This window comes from Pseudomonas sp. RT6P73 (assembly GCF_054897715.1).
Genome location: NZ_JBUBUV010000002.1, coordinates 705,857 through 725,802, shown reverse-complemented (window position 1 = coordinate 725,802; position 19,946 = coordinate 705,857). Strand labels below are relative to the sequence as shown.

Annotated in this window: 19 protein-coding genes; 16 read left to right on the top strand and 3 right to left on the bottom strand. The window is 58.5% G+C overall.

Features of this window, described 5'->3' with window-relative positions; translation table 11 throughout:
- Positions 1-98 precede the first annotated feature (98 nt).
- The 7 genes from dapC (at position 99) to ACYZT6_RS03565 (ending at position 6,728) form a co-directional block, all read left to right on the top strand.
- Complete coding sequence (gene dapC, locus ACYZT6_RS03595) at positions 99-1,298, top strand: succinyldiaminopimelate transaminase (protein WP_462025756.1); 1,200 nt, start codon at positions 99-101, stop codon at positions 1,296-1,298.
- A gap of 358 nt (positions 1,299-1,656) precedes the next feature.
- Positions 1,657-2,304 carry a zinc metalloprotease gene (locus tag ACYZT6_RS03590; RefSeq protein ID WP_462025755.1) on the top strand — a complete coding sequence of 216 codons (648 nt, stop codon included), beginning with the start codon at positions 1,657-1,659 and terminating at the stop codon, positions 2,302-2,304.
- A gap of 110 nt (positions 2,305-2,414) precedes the next feature.
- Positions 2,415-3,140 (top strand): M12 family metallopeptidase, encoded by a 726-nt coding sequence (locus ACYZT6_RS03585; RefSeq protein ID WP_462025754.1) that lies wholly within the window; start codon positions 2,415-2,417, stop codon positions 3,138-3,140.
- 391 nt (positions 3,141-3,531) lie between these two features.
- On the top strand, positions 3,532-3,894 hold the full coding sequence (locus tag ACYZT6_RS03580; RefSeq protein WP_462025753.1) for an ArsC family reductase: 363 nt from the start codon (positions 3,532-3,534) through the stop codon (positions 3,892-3,894).
- Between the two features lie 33 nt (positions 3,895-3,927).
- The gene (dapD, locus tag ACYZT6_RS03575) at positions 3,928-4,962 is read left to right on the top strand and encodes a 2,3,4,5-tetrahydropyridine-2,6-dicarboxylate N-succinyltransferase (protein ID WP_462025752.1); all 1,035 of its coding nucleotides are present in this window, start codon (positions 3,928-3,930) and stop codon (positions 4,960-4,962) included.
- A gap of 159 nt (positions 4,963-5,121) precedes the next feature.
- Entirely contained in the window at positions 5,122-6,327 is a 1,206-nt protein-coding gene (locus tag ACYZT6_RS03570) for an aminotransferase class V-fold PLP-dependent enzyme (RefSeq protein ID WP_462025751.1), read from the top strand.
- The gene (locus tag ACYZT6_RS03565; protein ID WP_462025750.1) at positions 6,324-6,728 is read left to right on the top strand and encodes a SufE family protein; all 405 of its coding nucleotides are present in this window, start codon (positions 6,324-6,326) and stop codon (positions 6,726-6,728) included. The genes ACYZT6_RS03570 and ACYZT6_RS03565 overlap by 4 nt, the downstream gene beginning before the upstream one ends.
- A gap of 114 nt (positions 6,729-6,842) precedes the next feature.
- Here ACYZT6_RS03565 and tcdA read toward each other — a convergent pair whose 3' ends face one another.
- Entirely contained in the window at positions 6,843-7,655 is an 813-nt protein-coding gene (gene tcdA / locus ACYZT6_RS03560) for a tRNA cyclic N6-threonylcarbamoyladenosine(37) synthase TcdA (RefSeq protein WP_462025749.1), read from the bottom strand.
- Between the two features lie 218 nt (positions 7,656-7,873).
- Here tcdA and ACYZT6_RS03555 point away from each other — a divergent pair, with 218 nt between their 5' ends.
- The 4 genes from ACYZT6_RS03555 to ACYZT6_RS03540 all read left to right on the top strand — a co-directional run bounded on the left by ACYZT6_RS03555 (position 7,874) and on the right by ACYZT6_RS03540 (position 13,099).
- Complete coding sequence (locus ACYZT6_RS03555) at positions 7,874-10,465, top strand: glycosyltransferase (RefSeq protein WP_462025748.1); 2,592 nt, start codon at positions 7,874-7,876, stop codon at positions 10,463-10,465.
- Between the two features lie 220 nt (positions 10,466-10,685).
- The gene (gene dapE, locus ACYZT6_RS03550) at positions 10,686-11,837 is read left to right on the top strand and encodes a succinyl-diaminopimelate desuccinylase (RefSeq protein ID WP_462025747.1); all 1,152 of its coding nucleotides are present in this window, start codon (positions 10,686-10,688) and stop codon (positions 11,835-11,837) included.
- Complete coding sequence (locus tag ACYZT6_RS03545) at positions 11,837-12,646, top strand: putative RNA methyltransferase (RefSeq protein WP_462025746.1); 810 nt, start codon at positions 11,837-11,839, stop codon at positions 12,644-12,646. Before dapE ends, ACYZT6_RS03545 begins: the two co-directional genes overlap by 1 nt.
- Positions 12,647-12,721: 75 nt before the next feature.
- Entirely contained in the window at positions 12,722-13,099 is a 378-nt protein-coding gene (locus ACYZT6_RS03540; RefSeq protein WP_462025745.1) for a hypothetical protein, read from the top strand.
- A 119-nt stretch (positions 13,100-13,218) separates the two neighbouring features.
- On the opposite strand, the gene ACYZT6_RS03535 is transcribed toward ACYZT6_RS03540, so the two are convergent.
- Positions 13,219-13,428, bottom strand: coding sequence for a cold-shock protein (locus ACYZT6_RS03535; RefSeq protein ID WP_042557861.1), 210 nt, complete (start codon positions 13,426-13,428; stop codon positions 13,219-13,221).
- A gap of 234 nt (positions 13,429-13,662) precedes the next feature.
- On the opposite strand from ACYZT6_RS03535, the gene plsB reads away from it, so the two are divergent.
- The 5 genes from plsB to ACYZT6_RS03510 all read left to right on the top strand — a co-directional run bounded on the left by plsB (position 13,663) and on the right by ACYZT6_RS03510 (position 18,562).
- The gene (plsB, locus tag ACYZT6_RS03530) at positions 13,663-16,146 is read left to right on the top strand and encodes a glycerol-3-phosphate 1-O-acyltransferase PlsB (RefSeq protein WP_462025744.1); all 2,484 of its coding nucleotides are present in this window, start codon (positions 13,663-13,665) and stop codon (positions 16,144-16,146) included.
- Between the two features lie 109 nt (positions 16,147-16,255).
- Complete coding sequence (locus tag ACYZT6_RS03525) at positions 16,256-16,852, top strand: hypothetical protein (RefSeq protein WP_462025743.1); 597 nt, start codon at positions 16,256-16,258, stop codon at positions 16,850-16,852.
- A 152-nt stretch (positions 16,853-17,004) separates the two neighbouring features.
- On the top strand, positions 17,005-17,370 hold the full coding sequence (locus ACYZT6_RS03520; protein ID WP_462025742.1) for a YbaY family lipoprotein: 366 nt from the start codon (positions 17,005-17,007) through the stop codon (positions 17,368-17,370).
- 76 nt (positions 17,371-17,446) lie between these two features.
- Entirely contained in the window at positions 17,447-17,845 is a 399-nt protein-coding gene (locus ACYZT6_RS03515; RefSeq protein WP_462025741.1) for a YbaY family lipoprotein, read from the top strand.
- A gap of 27 nt (positions 17,846-17,872) precedes the next feature.
- On the top strand, positions 17,873-18,562 hold the full coding sequence (locus ACYZT6_RS03510; protein ID WP_462025740.1) for a DUF4197 domain-containing protein: 690 nt from the start codon (positions 17,873-17,875) through the stop codon (positions 18,560-18,562).
- Between the two features lie 34 nt (positions 18,563-18,596).
- Here ACYZT6_RS03510 and ACYZT6_RS03505 read toward each other — a convergent pair whose 3' ends face one another.
- Positions 18,597-19,943, bottom strand: coding sequence for a Fic family protein (locus tag ACYZT6_RS03505; protein ID WP_462025739.1), 1,347 nt, complete (start codon positions 19,941-19,943; stop codon positions 18,597-18,599).
- Positions 19,944-19,946: the final 3 nt, after the last annotated feature.

Here is a 19,946-nt window from a genome sequence, read left to right as displayed (position 1 = left end):
TGGCATCACTCTAGTGCACCTGACACACCGAGGTGATGCTATCGCCAGCAAGCCGGCTCCTACAGAGTGCAGCCCTCCACATTGAACGAGATCGACCGATGAACAACGCTCTGAACCAGTTGCAGCCCTACCCGTTCGAGAAGCTCCGCGCCCTGCTCGGCAGCGTCACGCCAAACCCGGACAAGCGCGCCATCGCCCTGTCCATCGGCGAGCCGAAGCATCGTTCGCCAAGCTTCGTCGCCGAAGCCCTGGCAAGCAATCTGGATCAGATGGCCGTTTATCCGACCACCCTCGGCATTCCGGCCCTGCGTGAAGCCATCGGAGCATGGTGCGAACGCCGTTTCAGCGTCCCGACCGGCTGGCTCGACCCGGCGCGCAACGTGCTGCCGGTCAACGGCACCCGCGAAGCGCTGTTTGCTTTCACCCAGACCGTGGTCAACCGTGGCGATGATGCGTTGGTCGTCAGCCCGAACCCGTTTTATCAGATCTACGAAGGCGCGGCGTTCCTCGCCGGGGCCAAGCCGCACTACCTGCCATGCCTGGACGAAAACGGCTTCAACCCGGATTTCGACGCAGTTTCGCCGGACATCTGGAAACGCTGCCAGATCCTGTTCCTGTGCTCGCCAGGTAACCCGACCGGTGCACTGATTCCGGTCGACACCCTGAAGAAACTGATCGCCCTCGCTGACGAATACGACTTCGTCATTGCTGCGGACGAGTGCTACAGCGAACTGTATTTCGACGAACACACCCCGCCCGCCGGCCTGCTCAGCGCCTGCGTCGAACTGGATCGCAAGGATTTCAAGCGTTGCGTGGTGTTCCACAGCCTGTCCAAGCGCTCCAACCTGCCGGGCTTGCGTTCGGGTTTTGTCGCAGGCGATGCCGACATTCTCAAGGGCTTCCTGCTCTATCGCACCTACCATGGCTGCGCGATGCCGGTTCAGACCCAACTGGCCAGCGTTGCCGCGTGGAATGACGAAGTGCATGTACGCGCCAACCGTGCGCTGTACCGCGAGAAATATGACGCGGTGCTGGAAATCCTCGGCCCGGTAATGGACGTGCAACGTCCGGATGGCGGCTTCTACTTGTGGCCGAATGTTGAAGGCGACGACGAGGCTTTCTGTCGAGATCTGTTTGTTGAAGAACACGTGACGGTGGTGCCGGGCTCTTATTTGTCCCGTGAAGTTGACGGGTTTAATCCTGGCGCAGGCCGCGTGCGCATGGCGCTGGTTGCGCCGCTGGCTGAGTGTGTAGAGGCGGCCGAGCGGATTCGCGCGTTTATTACCCGCAAGCAGTAAATCATGAAGCCGTGCCATTCAATATGGCACGGCAACTTTTAATATCAGACCCTGTTCCAATACAACCCCCCTCCCTTATAAGACACCAAAGTTCTTATAAAGCTATACTGCTTGCCGAGTGGCGTACTTGGCAGCCTTAACAACAAGTAACACACCTCACACGCCTTCCACTTTACCAAACCCAATACGTTCACTAGATTCTACTTCCGCAGAACAAACCTGCGCACCCACTAATAAAACAAGGAGGTTACATCATGTATTTTACAGCAACTCTTGCTATAACTGCGCCCGAACCCCACTGCCACTTTACAACTACAGCGCACACTCCCACTCAGGTTTTCCCAGGAGTTGCAGAATAATGTGGGCCAAAAATAATCCTTCCAAACTCTGGACTCCCGGCCGCACTCTACGCATCGCCTTCCTCAATGGCACCGAAGAGTTCAAGGCCGCGACCATCGCTGCCGCCAGCCATTGGCTGCCGCACATCAATTTAAAATTTGACTTCGTCGAAGGCAAAGAAGGCGACATTCGCATACTTAGCCAAGAAGGAGAGTTCTCGTCTAACATCGGCACAGACGCACTATTATCTACAGATGAGCCGACTATGAGGCTCTGGCCACACTCGCCTATTCATGCACGTTATTTTGCAGCCACCGTAATGCATGAATTCGGCCATCTGCTGGGGGCAGAACATGAGCAGACCAACCCGACAGCAAACATCCCTTGGAACACGCCAGCCTTTTATGCAGAACATAGATTAACCGATTACCCTGCAGGCGACAGTTACGATGCCAAATTGCTACGAGAACGACTGCATCAATGGTACCTGGATCGCGCAGACCCCGACGCAAGCATTTACTCAGAGTACGACCGAAAGTCGATCATGCACTACGAAATCCGCCAATCCTGGACCGAAGGCGACTTCCGGATCTCTCTCAATTTTGATCTCAGCGAAAAAGACAAGGCCTTCATGGCGAAGGCTTATCCGTATCCCGGCAATGAGTGAATTGCCGAATTTCACTGAACGCAGTTTATTCTTTATAGCAATCGAAAACAGTGCCCCTGCTCTTACGCAACGGACAAAATATCAACAAGCGAATTTCAAACAAGTTAATCATGCACTCTATTACTCCATGTAAAACAATCCGTCCCATTGATGAACTCTCCTCTTACGACGCAGCAATCCTGGAAAACCCCAACAACGCCCAACCCTCTTCTGCGGGTCGACGTACCAAACGCGCCATTGGTACCTGGAGCAAGTTCTGGGGTAACGGCAGGACGTTAAGAATCGCGTTCCTGGATTCTCCAACCCAAACGAAACAGCTAGCTATCGAAGCGTTGATCAAGCAATGGCAACCCTCGGTCAACTTGCATTTCGAGTTTGTTGATGGCGGTGAAAGCGAGATCAGGATTTCGACATCCAGCGCAACCAACGACTCCGCAGTGGGAACCGATGCGCTGTTGTACGACCAACACGTCCCTACACTGAATCTGAGCATCGGAACCGACCATCCAGCATTCGAAAGGACCGTATTGCATGAATTCGGTCACGCGCTCGGTCTACAGCACGAGCAGCATCATCCCAAAGCAAACATTCCTTGGGACAAACCGAAGGTCTACGAATTTTATACGACCAATTACGGATGGACCGATGCGGAGACGGACTTCAATGTCCTGACGCCCATTCAAGGCAGCGATCATGTATGGGGGCCCTATGACAAGGATTCGATCATGCACTACCCGATTCCTAACGAGCTGACGACTGAGGACTGGGAGGTGGCTACCAACTCCAAAATCAGCAAGCCGGACAGGCGAGCCATGCGCAAAGCCTATCCGAAGTAACGTCACTATTGGCCCTGGAGGCCTGTTTTGACCGATCCAGGATTGGTCTCACTCAAATATGGCTCACCCCATACCTCTTGCAATAAGTCATCACCAATCTGGTGATGACGACTGAGGCTATACAACTCCAGGCGCTGCGCCCGCAGCGCTCTCAAGCGTAATCGCCGCCGCAGTCGATCAGCAGCGATATCCACAAATCGACAGCATCGAAATGCCATATTCGCCGCTTAGACTGCAGGTTGACCGTTGTACCCATGTCGCACGCACCCACGCATAGCCTGATACCCCACAGGTTTTGCGGTGGCATGACAACCGCAGCCGACGCGAAACCCTCCGGTCATGGCATAATCCGTCACCTTTAATTTCCAGCACCTGCAAAGGGGGCAATTCCTTGACCGTTTCAAGCAAAACGTTGCACCTTTTCGGCATCAAAGCCTGCGACACCATGAAAAAGGCGCGCACCTGGCTCGATGAACACGCTGTCAGCTATGACTTCCATGATTACAAGACGGTCGGAATCGACCGTGAACACCTGACCCAATGGTGCGACGAGCACGGCTGGCAAGTGGTGTTGAACCGTGCAGGCACGACCTTTCGCAAGCTCGACGACGAACGCAAAGCCGATCTCGACCAAGCGAAAGCCATCGAACTGATGCTCGCACAACCCTCGATGATCAAGCGCCCGGTGCTCGATCTCGGTGACCGAACCCTGATTGGCTTCAAGCCAGATATCTACGCGGCAGCGCTCAAGTAAGGCAGCCCGTTCCATTTTGTTAGAGGTATCAACATGTCCACTACTCTGTTCAGCCTGGCCTTTGGTGTCGGCACTCAAAACCGTCAAGGCGCATGGCTGGAAGTGTTTTACGCACAGCCACTGCTTAACCCTTCGGCCGAAGTGGTCGCGGCCATCGCGCCGGTTCTGGGGTACACCGAAGGCAATCAGGCCATCGCATTCAGCACCGCACAGGCCTCGCAACTGGCTGAAGCGCTGAAAGGCGTCGACGCGGCACAGGCTGCCTTGCTGACCCGTCTGGCCGAGAGCCACAAGCCGCTGGTCGCGACCATTCTGGCCGAAGACGCTCAACTGACCTCCACGCCTGAGGCTTACCTCAAGCTGCATTTGCTGTCTCACCGCCTGGTCAAGCCGCATGGCCTGAACCTGGCGGGCGTGTTCCCGCTGCTGCCGAACGTGGCCTGGACCAGCCAAGGTGCAATCGACTTGGCCGAACTGGCCGAGCATCAACTGGAAGCCCGTCTGCGCGGCGAGCTGCTGGAAGTGTTCTCGGTAGACAAGTTCCCGAAAATGACCGACTACGTGGTTCCGGCCGGCGTGCGTATCGCTGACGCGGCGCGTATTCGTCTGGGCGCCTACGTTGGCGAAGGCACCACCGTGATGCACGAAGGTTTCGTCAACTTCAACGCCGGCACCGAAGGCCCGGGCATGATCGAAGGTCGTGTGTCGGCTGGCGTCTTCGTCGGCAAGGGTTCGGACCTGGGCGGCGGTTGCTCGACCATGGGCACTTTGTCGGGTGGCGGCAACATCGTGATCAAGGTCGGCGAAGGCTGCCTGATCGGCGCGAACGCCGGTATCGGCATCCCGTTGGGCGACCGCAACACCGTTGAGTCGGGCCTGTACGTGACCGCGGGTACCAAAGTGGCGCTGCTGGACGAGAAAAATCAGCTGGTTAAAGTCGTGAAGGCCCGTGAACTGGCTGGTCAGCCTGACCTGCTGTTCCGTCGTAATTCGGAAACCGGTGCCGTGGAATGCAAAACCCACAAATCGGCGATCGAACTGAACGAAGCGCTGCACGCTCACAACTAAGCAGCGCGTCGAACGATCCTCTGACCTGTAGGAGCGAGGCTTGCCCGCGAAGGGGCCCTTGAGGCCGCCAAAAGCTTCGCTTCGCTCCTACAAGGTCCGGCGTAGACCCGACCATCAGATCAGGCGTACACCCGCCCATGTTGACCAGGGCCCGATAGCATGATGATTCCCTCTCCCTGGCGCGCCGATTTTCCGGCCATAGCCGCTTTGCAACGGCAAGACCAGACCTATCTGGACAACGCCGCCACCACGCAAAAACCTCAAGCCCTGCTGGACGCTTTGGCGCATTACTACGCCAATGGCGCGGCCAACGTGCATCGGGCGCAACACTTGCCCGGCGCCCATGCCACCCAGGCGTTCGAGGCCAGCCGCAGCAAAGTCGCGCAATGGCTGAATACTGGCGATTGCGGGCAGATAATCTTTACCCACGGTGCGACCTCCGCGCTGAATCTCCTGGCGTATGGCCTGGATCACTTATTCACCCCGGGCGATGAGATTGTCATCAGCGCCCTGGAGCATCACGCCAACCTGCTGCCATGGCAGCAACTGGCCCTGCGTCGCGACTTGAAACTGGTGATCCTGCCGCTGGACGCTGACGGTTTGATCGACCTTGATGCCGCCACGCAATTGATCGGTCCGCAAACCCGTTTGCTGGCGGTCAGTCAGTTGTCGAACGTGCTCGGCGCCTGGCAGCCGTTGCCCGCCTTGCTCGCGATAGCCAAGGCACACGACGCGTTGACCGTGGTCGATGGCGCACAAGGCGTGGTGCATGGTCGACATGACGTGCAGGCGCTGGGTTGCGACTTTTATGTGTTCTCCAGCCACAAGCTCTATGGCCCCGACGGTTTGGGCGTGCTGTTCGGTCGCCATGAAGCGCTGAAACAACTGCGCCACTGGCAGTTCGGCGGTGAAATGGTGCTGGATGCGGATTACCACAGTTCACGCTTTCGCCCCGCGCCACTGGGATTCGAGGCGGGTACGCCGCCGATTGCCGGTGTGATCGGTCTGGGGGCAACGCTGGATTATCTCGCGGGGCTTGATCAGGACGCCGTGTCTGCCCATGAAGCGGCGCTGCATGACTATTTGTTGAAAGGGCTTGAAGCGCGCAATGGCATTCGCCTGTTGGGCAAGCCGCAACTGGCGCTGGCCAGTTTTGTCGTCGAGGGTGTGCATAACTCGGATCTGGCGCATTTGCTGACGGAACAGGGCATCGCTGTGCGCGCCGGACATCACTGTGCCATGCCGCTGCTCAAAAGCTTTGAACTGGCCGGGGCGATCCGGGTGTCGTTGGCCCTGTACAACGATTCCGAAGACCTGGAGCGGTTCTTTGAAGCGCTGGATCAGGCGCTGGAGTTGTTGCGATGAGCTTGCCGGCCGATGCCGTTGTCGCACTCGAAACCTTTCAGAATGCTGCAGGCTGGGAACAGCGAGCACGATTGCTGATGCAATGGGGCGACCGCCTGCCTGCGTTGGATGACGGGGATAAAGTCGACGCCAACCGCGTGCATGGCTGTGAAAGCCAGGTGTGGTTGGTGGGGTCGCTGGATGACGGTCACTGGCAGTTTGCGGCGAGCAGCGATGCCCGGATGATTCGCGGGTTGGTGGCGTTGCTGCTGGCGCGCGTTAACGGGTTGTCGGCGGATGAGTTGCGGCAGGTGGATTTGCCAGGGTGGTTTGATCAGCTGGGGCTGAGTCGGCAGTTGTCGCCTTCGCGCAGTAATGGCCTCAATGCCGTGCTACAGCGGATGAATGAGTTGGCAGGCTAACCGCCATCGCGGGCAAGCCCGCTCCCACAGGGGCGGGGGTGTACTTGTGATTGGTGTACGAGCCGAATCCTGTGGGAGCGGGCTTGCCCGCGATGAGGCCCACAGCTGCAACAGTTAAACCTGAGGCTTTACCCGATCCGCCGGCCGCCGCACTCCCGCCACAATCTTATCCACAGCCTTGGTCGCCGCGACCATGCCGAACGTCGCCGTCACCATCATCACCGCGCCAAACCCGCCGGCGCAGTCGAGCTTCACGCCATCGCCGACAAAACTCTTCTGCAAGCAAATGCTGCCATCCGGCTTCGGGTAGCGCAGTTGTTCGGTCGAAAACACGCACGGCACGCTGTAATGACGGGTCACGGTGCGCGAGAAGCCGTAATCGCGGCGCAGGGTCGAGCGCACTTTCGAAGCCAACGGGTCATTGAAGGTCCGGTTCAAGTCGCAGACCTGAATCAGCGTCGGGTCGATCTGCCCGCCCGCCCCGCCGGTGGTGATGATCTGGATCTTGCGACGTTTGCACCAGGCAATCAGCGCCGCCTTAGCATTCACGCTGTCGATGCAATCGATCACGCAGTCGATGTTCGGCGTGATGTACTCGGCCATGGTCTCGCGCGTCACGAAATCCGCCACCGCGTGCACCGTGCAGTCCGGGTTGATCCCGCGTAAACGCTCGGCCATCACCTCGACCTTGGGTTTGCCGACGGTGCTGTCCAGCGCGTGCAACTGACGGTTAGCGTTGCTGACGCAGACGTCATCGAGGTCGAACAGCGAAATCTCGCCCACGCCACAACGGGCGATGGCTTCCGCCGCCCAGGAACCGACGCCACCGACGCCGACGATCGCCACGTGGGCTGCGCGCAGGCGCTCCAGGCCGTCTACGCCATACAAACGGGCGATACCTGCAAACCGCGGATCTTCTGTACTCATGACCATTACCCCAAAAACCGGCGCGCATTATAGGGCTAGTACGACAACAAGATCTAAGTTACGGCGACAAGTGAAAGAACTTATGCGAAACGGGATTGCCAAACGTAGGGCATTTCCCTGTCAGCTATACGCTCAAGGAATGCCCGGTGTAGGATGCGCGCCCCTTGGCACACGCCGACCGGTCCTTCGTTCCACAGCCTTTGGAACCTGAAATAACTATGTCATCGCGTAAATTTGGACTCAACCTGGTCGTGGTGCTTGCCATCGCAGCCTTGTTTACCGGCTTCTGGGCGCTGATCAATCGCCCGGTTACCGCTCCCAACTGGCCTGAACAGATCTCCGGCTTTTCGTACTCGCCGTTCCAGCAGGGTCAGTACCCACAAAAAGAGCAATACCCGACCGACGATGAAATGCGTCGCGACCTGGAGATCATGAGCAAGCTGACGGACAACATCCGTACTTACTCGGTCGACGGTTCCCTGGGAGACATTCCCAAACTGGCGGAAGAATTCGGTCTGCGGGTCACTCTCGGTATCTGGATCAGTCCGGACGAGGAACGCAACGAGCGTGAGATCCTGCGCGCCATCGAACTCGCCAACACCTCCCGCAGCGTGGTTCGCGTGGTGGTAGGCAACGAGGCGATCTTCCGTAAGGAAATTACCGCCGCGGAACTCAGCATTATTCTGGATCGCGTCCGCGCGGCGGTGAAAGTGCCGGTGACCACGTCCGAGCAATGGCACGTCTGGGAAGAAAACCCGAGCCTGGCCAAGCACGTCGACCTGATCGCCGCCCACGTCCTGCCGTACTGGGAACATGTGCCGATGGAGCAATCCGGGCAGTTCGTACTCGACCGTGCCCGTGATCTGAAAAAGATGTTCCCGAAAAAGCCGCTGTTGCTATCGGAAGTCGGCTGGCCGAGCAACGGCCGCATGCGCGGTGGCGCCGATGCATCACCGGCAGACCAGGCGATTTACCTGCGCACGCTGGTCAACAAGCTCAACCGCCAGGGTTTCAACTACTTCGTGATCGAAGCGTTTGACCAACCGTGGAAGGCCAGCGACGAAGGTTCGGTGGGCGCTTACTGGGGTGTTTTCAACGCCGCGCGCCAGCAGAAATTCAACTTCGACGGCCCGGTCGTTGCGATCCCGCAATGGCGCGTGCTGGCGGTCGGTTCCGTGGTCCTGGCCCTGCTGTCCCTGACCCTGTTGATGATCGATGGCTCCGCCCTGCGTCAACGCGGTCGTACCTTCCTGACCTTTATCGCCTTCCTCTGTGGGTCGGTACTGGTGTGGATCGGTTACGACTACAGCCTGCAATACAGCACCTGGTTCAGCCTGACGGTCGGGGGCCTCCTCGCCCTCGGCGCACTCGGGGTCTTTATCGTGCTGCTGACCGAGGCGCATGAACTGGCCGAAGCGGTCTGGACCCACAAACGTCGGCGCGAATTCCTGCCGGTAGTGGGCGATTCGGACTACCGACCAAAAGTGTCGATTCACGTCCCTTGCTACAACGAGCCGCCGGAGATGGTCAAACAGACCCTCAACGCCTTGGCCAACCTCGACTATCCGGACTTCGAAGTCCTGATCATCGACAACAACACCAAGGACCCGGCGGTCTGGGAACCGGTGCGCGATTACTGCGAAACCCTCGGCCCGCGCTTCAAGTTCTTCCACGTCGCACCGTTGGCCGGTTTCAAGGGTGGCGCGCTGAATTACCTGATTCCGCACACCGCCAAGGATGCCGAAGTGATTGCGGTGATCGACTCGGACTACTGCGTCGACCCGAATTGGCTCAAGCACATGGTGCCGCACTTCGCCGACCCGAAAATCGCTGTGGTGCAGTCGCCGCAGGATTACCGCGATCAGAACGAAAGCACCTTCAAGAAGCTTTGCTACGCGGAATACAAAGGCTTCTTCCACATCGGCATGGTCACCCGCAACGACCGTGACGCGATCATCCAGCACGGCACCATGACCATGACCCGGCGTTCGGTGCTCGAGGAACTGGGCTGGGCCGACTGGTGCATCTGTGAAGACGCCGAGTTGGGCCTGCGCGTGTTCGAAAAAGGTCTGTCGGCGGCGTATTACCACACGAGCTACGGCAAAGGCCTGATGCCCGATACCTTTATCGACTTCAAGAAACAGCGGTTCCGCTGGGCCTATGGTGCGATTCAGATCATCAAGCGTCACACCACCAGCCTTTTGCGCGGCAAGGGCACCGAGCTGACCCGCGGCCAGCGTTACCACTTCCTCGCGGGCTGGTTGCCGTGGGTGGCGGACGGCATGAACATCTTCTTCACCGTTGGCGCGCTGTTGTGGTCGGCGGCGATGATCATCGTGCCGCAGCGGGTCGATCCGCCGTTGCTGATTTTCGCGATCCCGCCACTGGCGCTGTTCGTGTTCAAGGTTGGCAAGATCATCTTCCTCTACCGTCGCGCGGTCGGGGTCAACCTGAAAGATGCGTTCTGCGCGGCACTGGCCGGGCTGGCGTTGTCGCACACCATCGCCAAAGCGGTGCTGTACGGCTTCTTCACCAGCAGCATTCCGTTTTTCCGCACACCAAAGAACGCCGATAACCACGGCTTCTGGGTGGCGATTTCGGAGGCGCGCGAAGAAGTGTTCATCATGCTGCTGTTGTGGGGCGCGGCGCTGGGGATTTACCTGGTGAACGGCATGCCGAGCAACGACATGCGCTTCTGGGTGGCCATGTTGCTAGTGCAGTCGCTGCCGTACTTGGCGGCGCTGATCATGGCGTTCCTGTCTTCGCTGCCGAAACCGGCACCTGAGGCCAAAACGGCACCGGCAGTCTAAATCTGCGCAGATGCACTAAACGGCGGCCAATGGCCGCCGTTTTGCTTTAAGATAACCGCCATTTTGCAGGGCTTGGCGTGATATCCATCCCTGTGGGAGCCAGCCTGCTGGCGATGGCAATGTAACAATCAACGTTTATGTTGACTGACACACCGCCATCGCCAGCAGGCTGGCTCCCACACTTAGTCCGCGCCCATATTCAAGATTTCCGGAGTTTTCCATGACGGCCCACGCCGACCTTTCGCCGACCCTTCAACTCGCCATCGACCTGATCCGCCGTCCGTCCGTGACGCCGGTCGACGCCGATTGCCAGAAGCAGATGATGCAGCGCCTGGGCGATGCCGGTTTCACCCTGGAGCCGATGCGCATCGAAGATGTGGATAACTTCTGGGCGACCCACGGCAAACACGACGGCCCGGTGCTGTGCTTCGCCGGTCACACCGACGTGGTGCCGACCGGCCCGGTGACCGCCTGGCAGATCGACCCGTTCAACGCGCTGATCGACGAACACGGCATGCTCTGCGGCCGTGGTGCGGCAGACATGAAAGGCAGCCTCGCCTCCATGACCGTGGCCGCCGAGCGCTTTGTCGCCGACTACCCGGATCACAAGGGCAAGGTCGCTTTCCTGATCACCAGCGACGAAGAAGGCCCGGCGCACCACGGCACCAAGGCGGTGATCGAACGCCTCGTCGCACGCAAAGAGCGCCTGGACTGGTGCATCGTCGGTGAACCGTCGAGCACCACGCTGGTGGGTGACGTGGTCAAGAACGGCCGTCGCGGTTCTCTCGGTGCCAAGCTGACCGTTCGCGGCGTGCAGGGTCACGTGGCGTATCCGCATTTGGCGAAGAACCCGATCCACCTCGCCGCGCCAGCCCTGGCCGAACTGGCCGCCGAGCATTGGGACCACGGCAACGATTTCTTCCCGCCGACCAGTTTCCAGATTTCCAATGTCAATTCCGGCACCGGCGCGACCAACGTCATTCCGGGCGACCTGGTGGCGGTGTTCAACTTCCGTTTCTCCACCGAGTCCACCGTCGAAGGCCTGCAAAAGCGCGTCGCCGACATCCTCGACAAACATGGCCTGGACTGGCACATCGACTGGGCGCTGTCCGGTCTGCCGTTCCTGACCGAGCCGGGTGCATTGCTGGATGCCGTGGCGTCGAGCATCAAGGACATCACCGGCCGTGAAACCAAGGCGTCCACCAGCGGTGGCACTTCCGACGGGCGCTTCATCGCGACCATGGGCACTCAAGTGGTCGAACTGGGCCCGGTCAACGCAACGATCCACCAGGTCAACGAGCGTGTACTCGCTGCCGACCTCGACGTGCTGACCGAAATCTACTACCAGACCCTGATCAAGTTGCTCGCCTGATGCTCGCTTGCCCGATCTGCAGCGAACCGCTGAACGCGGTGGACAACGGTGTGGCCTGCCCCGCCGGGCATCGTTTCGACCGTGCGCGGCAGGGTTACCTGAACCTGCTGCCGGTGCAGCACAAAAACAGCCGCGACCCTGGGGATAACCTCGCCATGGTCGAGGCCCGTCGCGACTTCTTGAACGCCGGCCATTACGCGCTGGTGGCCAAGCGCCTGGCTGAACTGGCCGCGAAATACGCGCCCCAGCGCTGGCTGGACATCGGTTGTGGCGAGGGTTACTACACTGCGCAAATCGCCGAGGCCTTGCCGAACGCTGACGGTTACGCGCTGGACATCTCTCGGGAAGCGGTCAAACGCGCCTGCAAACGCAACCCGCAGCTGACCTGGTTGATCGCCAGCATGGCGCGGGTGCCGTTGGCCTCCGGTAGCTGCCAGTTTCTCGCCAGCGTCTTCAGTCCGCTGGATTGGGAGGAAGCCAAGCGCCTGCTCAGCCCCGGTGGCGGGTTGATGAAAGTCGGGCCGACCAGCGGCCATCTGATGGAATTGCGCGAGCGGCTGTACGACGAAGTCCGTGAATACACCGACGACAAGCACCTGGCCCTGGTGCCGGAAGGCATGGCGCTGCAACACAGCGAAACCCTGGAGTTCAAACTGACGCTTTCAAAGGGTCAGGACCGGGCGAACCTGCTGGCAATGACCCCTCACGGCTGGCGCGCCAGTGCTGAACGCCGCACGGCAGTGATCGAACAGGCCGAGCCGTTCGAGGTCACCGTGTCGATGCGCTACGATTATTTCGTACTTCAATAATTTTTGGTTTCGAGCAATGGCTCGACACCGGCTAAATCCGCGAATGGATTTTTCAGACCCGCAGTGAGGACATCCATGCGCCAACCCGATATCGAGATTTACCTGAAAGACGCCGACGTCGACTACAAGGCCATCGCGGCCTGGCTCGGCGCCGCTATCGGCCCGTGCAGCGACTGGGTTCAGAAGGGCCAGACCTTCAAGTGCAAGGCCGGCGACGTGCCAGTGACCTGGCTGCCAAAAGCAGTCGGCAAATGGAACAGCCTGTACCTGGAAAGTGATCAAACCCCGTGGGAAGACGACATCGCCTGCGCCCGCGCAGCCTTTGCCGCGCTGAATGTCGAGGTGCGTTGCGCACCGGGCACCTGGGTTGAAGAAGAAGGTGAAGAGACCGCGGATCGCTGGATGCGCATCAGCGCGGATGGTGAAGAAGAAATCACCTGGAAAACTGCTTAACCCGCCACACCGCAACCCTGTAGGAGCGAGGCTTGCCCGCGAAGGCGTCATCACTGACGCTAAAAGCTTCGCGGGCAAGCCTCGCTCCTACTGGGATTTGAGTGATCTGGAGGGTGGGTTTACAGACCCACCACATCCTCAGCCTGCAACCCCTTCTCGCCCGTCACCACGGCGTATTCAACCTGCTGACCTTCAGCCAGCGAGCGATGCCCCTCACCGCGGATCGCGCGGTAGTGCACGAACACGTCCACCCCGTCGTCACGCTGAATAAAGCCATAACCCTTGGCGTCGTTGAACCACTTCACATTGCCGGTTTCGCGCGTTGCCATCTGTTCATACTCCTTTCTTATTATTGATCGGGCTTTTCGCAGGAAAGCCTCGGAACATTGCTTGCACTGAGAGGTGCCACTGTCTGGCCAGTGCGGGCTTGCCGAGTATATGTCAGGCGCTAAAACTCTCAACTGGAGTTTACTTGTGTGCTTTTTTGCCGATTTTCAGTGAATACGGCACACTATCGGCCGCCCGAGCAAACGCTCGGTTTTATCCACTCACGCAGAAGCCGTATGACCCGTTCCCCGTTCCGCCGTCTTGTGTTTGGCACCCTGCGCCGACTGCTCTATCTCTGGGTTCGCTCGGAGACGATCAACCAGTCGTCGTTTACCCTCAACCTCGACCGCAGTCGCCCGGTGTTCTACGTCCTGCAAAACCCTTCGCTGACCGACCTTGCCGTGGTCGACACCGAATGCAGCAAGGCCGGCCTGCCCCGTCCGGTGCTGCCCGTGTCGGTGGGTAACCTGGTGGAACCGGCCGCATTTTTCTACCTGACGCCGGAGCCCGACTGGCTCGGTCGTCAGGACAAACGCGGTGCGCCGCCGACCCTGACCCGTCTGGTCAGTGCCCTGAGCCAGAACGCCGCCGAAGACGCGCAGATCATTCCGGTCAGCGTGTTCTGGGGCCAGTCGCCCGACAGCGAATCGAGCCCGTGGAAATTGCTCTTCGCCGACAGCTGGGCGGTGACCGGTCGTCTGCGTCGATTGCTGAGCATCATCGTACTGGGGCGCAAGACCCGCGTGCAGTTCTCGGCGCCGATTCATTTGCGCGAGCTGATCGACCACAACAAAGGCCACGAGCGCACCGTGCGCATGGCCCAGCGGATCCTGCGGGTGCACTTCCGCAACCTCAAGGCCGCAGTGATCGGCCCGGACATTTCCCACCGTCGCAACCTGGTCAAAGGCCTGCTCAATCAGCCGCTGGTCAAGCAAGCGATCCACGATGAAGCCGAACGGGAAAACATCTCCCCGGAGAAAGCCAAGGCCCAGGCCCTGCGCTACGGCAACGAGATCGCCTCGGACTACACCTACACCGCGATCCGCTTTATGGAAGTGGTGCTGAGCTGGTTCTGGAACAAGATCTACGACGGCATCAAGGTCAACAACATCGAAGGTGTGCAGAACGTCGCCCCGGGTTACGAAGTGATCTATGTGCCGTGCCACCGCAGCCACATCGACTACCTGTTGCTCTCATATCTGCTGTTTCGCAACGGTCTGACCCCGCCGCACATCGCCGCCGGGATCAACCTCAACATGCCGGGCATCGGCGGCCTGCTGCGTCGCGGCGGCGCGTTCTTCATGCGTCGTACCTTCAAGGGCAACCCGCTGTACACCTCGGTGTTCAACGAATACCTGCACACCCTGTTCACCAAAGGTTTCCCGGTCGAGTACTTCGTCGAGGGCGGCCGCTCGCGCACCGGGCGCATGCTGCAACCGAAAACCGGGATGCTGGCGATTACCCTGCGCAGCTTCCTGCGTTCGTCGCGCATGCCCATCGTGTTCATTCCGGTGTACATCGGTTATGAGCGTGTACTGGAAGGCCGGACTTACCTCGGCGAACTGCGCGGCGCGAGCAAGAAGAAAGAATCGATCTTCGACATTTTCAAAGTCATCGGCGCGCTCAAACAGCGTTTTGGCCAGGTGGCGGTGAACTTCGGCGAGCCGATCAAACTCGCGGAGTTCCTCGACAGCGAACAGCCCGACTGGCGTAAACAGGAGCTCGGCCCGCAGTTCAAACCGGCCTGGCTCAACGAAACCACCAACCGTCTCGGCGAGAAAGTCGCGCAGCACTTGAACGAAGCAGCGGCGATCAACCCGGTCAACCTGGTGGCCTTGGCGCTGCTGTCCACCACCCGCTTGGCCCTGGACGATCGCGCCATGGCACGGGTGCTGGATTTGTATCTGGCGCTGTTGCGCAAAGTGCCGTACTCGCCGCACACCACGCTGCCGGAAGGTGACGGCCGGGCGCTGATCGAACATGTGAAGGACATGGACCTGCTGTCCGAACAGAGCGATGCCCTGGGCAAGATTCTGTATCTGGACGAGCAGAACGCCGTCCTCATGACCTACTACCGCAACAACGTGCTGCACATCTTCGCCCTGCCGGCGCTGCTCGCGAGTTTCTTCCAGAGTGCGTCGCGCATGAGCCGCGAACAGATCCTGCGCTACGCCCGGGCGCTGTATCCGTACCTGCAATCGGAATTGTTCATTCGCTGGACGCTGGACGAGCTGGATGGCGTGATCGATCAATGGCTCGAAGCGTTTGTCGAGCAAGGGTTGTTGCGTTTCGAGAACGACGTCTACCTGCGCCCGGCGCCAAGCTCGCGGCATTTCGTGTTGCTGACCTTGTTGTCGAAGAGCATCGCCCAAACCCTGCAACGCTTCTACATGACCGTGTCCCTGCTGCTCAACAGCGGCCAGAACAGCATCAGCGCCGAAGAACTGGAAGACCTGTGCACCGTCATGGCCCAGCGCCTGTCGATCCTGCACGGGCTGAACGCCCCGGAGTTCTTCGACAAGAGCCTGTTCCGCCATTTCATTCAAACCATGTTGGATCTCGACGTGCTCAAGCGCGACGAGGCCGGCAAGCTGAGTTACCACGAACTGCTGGGTGAACTGGCGGAAGGTGCGGCCAAGCGGGTGTTGCCGGCGGAGATTCGTTTGTCGATTCGTCAGGTGGCGTTGCACCGAAGTGAAGATGCGGCGGATCAGGCTTAGTTGAAGTAGCCCGTAACTTTCTGACAATGACTATAAGAACAAGGATGTTCTTATAATCGGTCAGTTATGGATTAATAGAGCTCCATTAAATCCAGATACGGATATCGCAATGAACCCATTGGAAGACACCAACCCATACGTCACTCTCACTTTCAGTTTGCCTGAAGACTTTCTGCCTCCACGTGATGGCGAAACCTATATAAACGTTCAAACGACCAACACTTCTCCTCCTGTCAACGTAGCGCAATCCCGTGAACCGATACTGCGCAGTGGCCACTGGAACTTTTCATTTGCGCACAACTATTCCGATGTCAGCGTCAAATACCTTGTGACGATCAACATGACCCATAACGGCGCTCCGCTGTTGATTGACCTGGACTACTTTGTGATTGTCCACCGTGCACCGCACCGACAGACCTTGCATCTGAGCCCGATCGGCCGTCTCTACATTCAGGCGCAAGCGCCTCGATCAGTCGAACCCGACCATGCTGTCACCGTTGCCGCCCATGAACACGACGACACCCAAGCCCTAGTCACTCAGATACATATCAGTGAAAAACAGGCGGAGGCGTTTTACCTGGAATACGATCCAGACACTGTTGTTCCCGGCAAACTCTACACCCTGACTGCCACCGAAAACGAATACCGGAATTCAATCGCGGTATACCCGCGATCCGTTGTATTAAAGCCTTTCAGCACGATTTAAAAAAAGCTCAACACGTTTACTTGGCCGCACATTATCTATCTCGCTGCCTATTCGTTCACCAAGTAAAGAAACACCCTACATAGAGTTCGCTGCTCTTGGCGATATGCTGACAGCTCGTCATTTTCGACGATTAATTTGATAAGGAAATCAAAATGAGCAACGAATACGAAAAGAGCATCAGCGGTATGGTGCACTATCTGCATAAGATTTTTCTGCCACAGAACTCCACCCTCTACGTCAACCTGCTAGACATCTCTGCAGCTGATGGCTCAACCAAGGAACTTGCCAAGCAAGTTATTTCTGATGCAGAAACCAAAGCGTTGGACTTTACCCTGACCTACAAGATGGCGGATGTTCTGCCCGGCCACCGCTATGCGATCCGAGCACGCATCGAAACTACCGAGCAGATGATCTACAAGACAATCAAGCTTCACGCCGTGGAATTGGGTGTCGACCATCTGCGCCCGGAAGACGTTGTGGTTCGCAGCGTTCGTGAAGCGCCCGAAGGCAACATCTAAGCCTTCGCCTGAAAAAATCCGTTAAATTGTCATTGGCGCCGGTCTTCTTCGGGCGCCAATGACAGGGATTTACCTCATGAAAAAACTATCGCTTCTTGGGCTCACCGCCCTACTCGCAGCCTGCCAATCGCTACAACCTGCCGCGAAAACCAGCCTCGATGGCGAAGTCTTCTACCTGCAACGCATCGCCCTGCCGCCGAGCGCCACCTTGAGCGTCAGCCTGCAGGACGTGTCCCTCGCCGACGCGCCCGCCATTATCCTCGACGAACAGAAAGGCCCGGTCAAAGGCCAGGTGCCGCTGCCGTTTCATCTGAGTTACGATCCGGCCCAGGTCAAACCCGGCCATCGTTATTCGGTCAGCGCGCGTATTGAAGTCGACGGCAAACTGATGTTCCTCACCACCGAACACCACGCCGTACAGCTTGATGGCAGCGACCCGCAGCCACTGAAAATCCGCGTCGACGCCGTCCGCTAAACTCCTCTTTCTTACAAGGAAGCAGCCATGTTCCGCCCTACCCTCCGCTTCGCCGGCCTCTGCGCAGGCTTGATGATCTCCGCCAGCGCGATGGCGCTGTCGCTCAATGACCTGTCGCAAAAAGACGCCACCGGCGGCCTCAAGGATGCCCTGACCCAAGGCGCGCAACTGGCCGTCAAACAACTCGGCACGCCGGGCGGTTTCAGCAACAACCCGGACGTGAAAATCGAACTGCCGGGCAAACTGGGCAAAGTCGCCAGCAAAATGAAACAGTTCGGCATGGGTGATCAGGTCACTCAGCTGGAAACCAGCATGAACAAAGCAGCTGAAACCGCTGTGACCCAGGCCCAGCCAATCCTGGTGGACGCCGTGAAGAAGATGAGCGTCGAGGACGCCAAAGGGATTCTAAGCGGCGGCAACGACTCGGCCACCCAGTACCTGAGCAAAACCAGCCGCGAACAGATTCGCGCCAAGTTCCTGCCGATCGTCAAGCAAGCCACCGACCAGGTCGGCCTGGCCAAGCAATACAACACGTTCGCGGGCCAGGCAGCGACCCTGGGTGTGCTGGATGCCAAGAACGCCAACATCGAAAGCTACGTCACCGAGCAGGCGCTGAACGGTTTGTTCGAAATGATCGGCAAACAGGAAGAAACCATCCGCCAGAACCCTGCGGCGGCGGCGACGAGTTTGGCGAAGAAGGTCTTTGGTACGCTCTAAGTATCAAACCCTGTGGGAGCCTGCTCCCACAGGATCAGATCGCCGATGCAGCACGCAGAAAGAACACCCATTCACGCCCCATCTTTCTTTTCTCAAACACATTCAACTCCACCAGCCCGTTCAACGTGGCTGACGCGGTGTTGTATGAGCAGTCCAGGTTCTCCTTCACATTGACTGCCGTGAACTCTTTGGCCATCCCACTCTTGGCCACTTGGTAAACGGCGCGCTGCTTCTCGGTTAGCCGATCGAAAAATCCGGACTCTGTCAGCCAGCGATCAAAGCGTTCCGTATACGCCAGACTTTTCCGATAAGCCTCGGTAAAACCACTGACAGCTCGCAGAATCACTGAACACTGAAAGTCGATGAAATAGGTCAGATCCAGATCATCAGCCTCGGTATTCAAATAGGATTGCCCATATTTCACCGGCGCATTACGCAGCAAAATGCTGATCGCTATATAGCGAAATGCAGAGAAATCATTCTTGAACATGAACCAGTAAAACAGCGCCCGCGCGACTCGCCCGTTTCCATCACGGAAAGGATGCTCATAACCCAGGGCAAAATGCAGCGCGATGCCTTTGATCATCGGATGCAGATAGTCCGCTCGCTCTGGATCGTCGTGTGACTGGTTGATCCATTCCGACAATGTCCGCAATCGCGAAACCAGACCCACGGCAGGTGGCGGCGTATGAACGGTGTTCCCCTCCCCGTCCTGCACCACCACATCGTCGTTGGCCCTGAATTCCCCGGGCGAATACTGTGCATCGTCAATCCCCTCGACACCGACGCGGTGCATCGCCGTTATCAGCTGAACGCTCAGAGGTTCGTAGCGCTGTTCCCAGGCAAAATTCATCATCTTGTAATTGCCCACCACCATTCGCTCATCCGGCGTGCGCGGCAGACGCTTGCGCTTGAGCATGTCCTTGGCCACTCGCGTGGTGGTTGCCGCACCTTCGAGCTGACTGCTGCTGATGGCTTCGTCTTCGATCAGGTCGTTGAGCAGATAGCTGAAATGCGCATGCTCACCGATCCGGCTGGTCATGTATTCCAACGCGGCTGTCGTGGCCTGTCGGTCTACCGCCGAAATTGCTTTTTGCGCCAATGGGGTCAGCACGAAGTTGCCCCACTGAACGGGCTCGCCCAATGGCAGGAGACTTGAATACTGTGCGGTCCGGGCTTTCTTCACCAACGCCCAGCACAGACTCGAGTCCATTCCTGGCGCCCAGCGGTAGCGTAATTCGTGGAATGGCAGGTAACGCCCCTGATCATCCAGCGGCTTGAGCAAGGCGAGATAATCCGTAAGGCGCTCTTTGTGGGGCGACTGCGCCAACAGATCAAACACCGGGTCCGACCTCCCCTCGAACAAGGGTGGTTTTTTCATGAT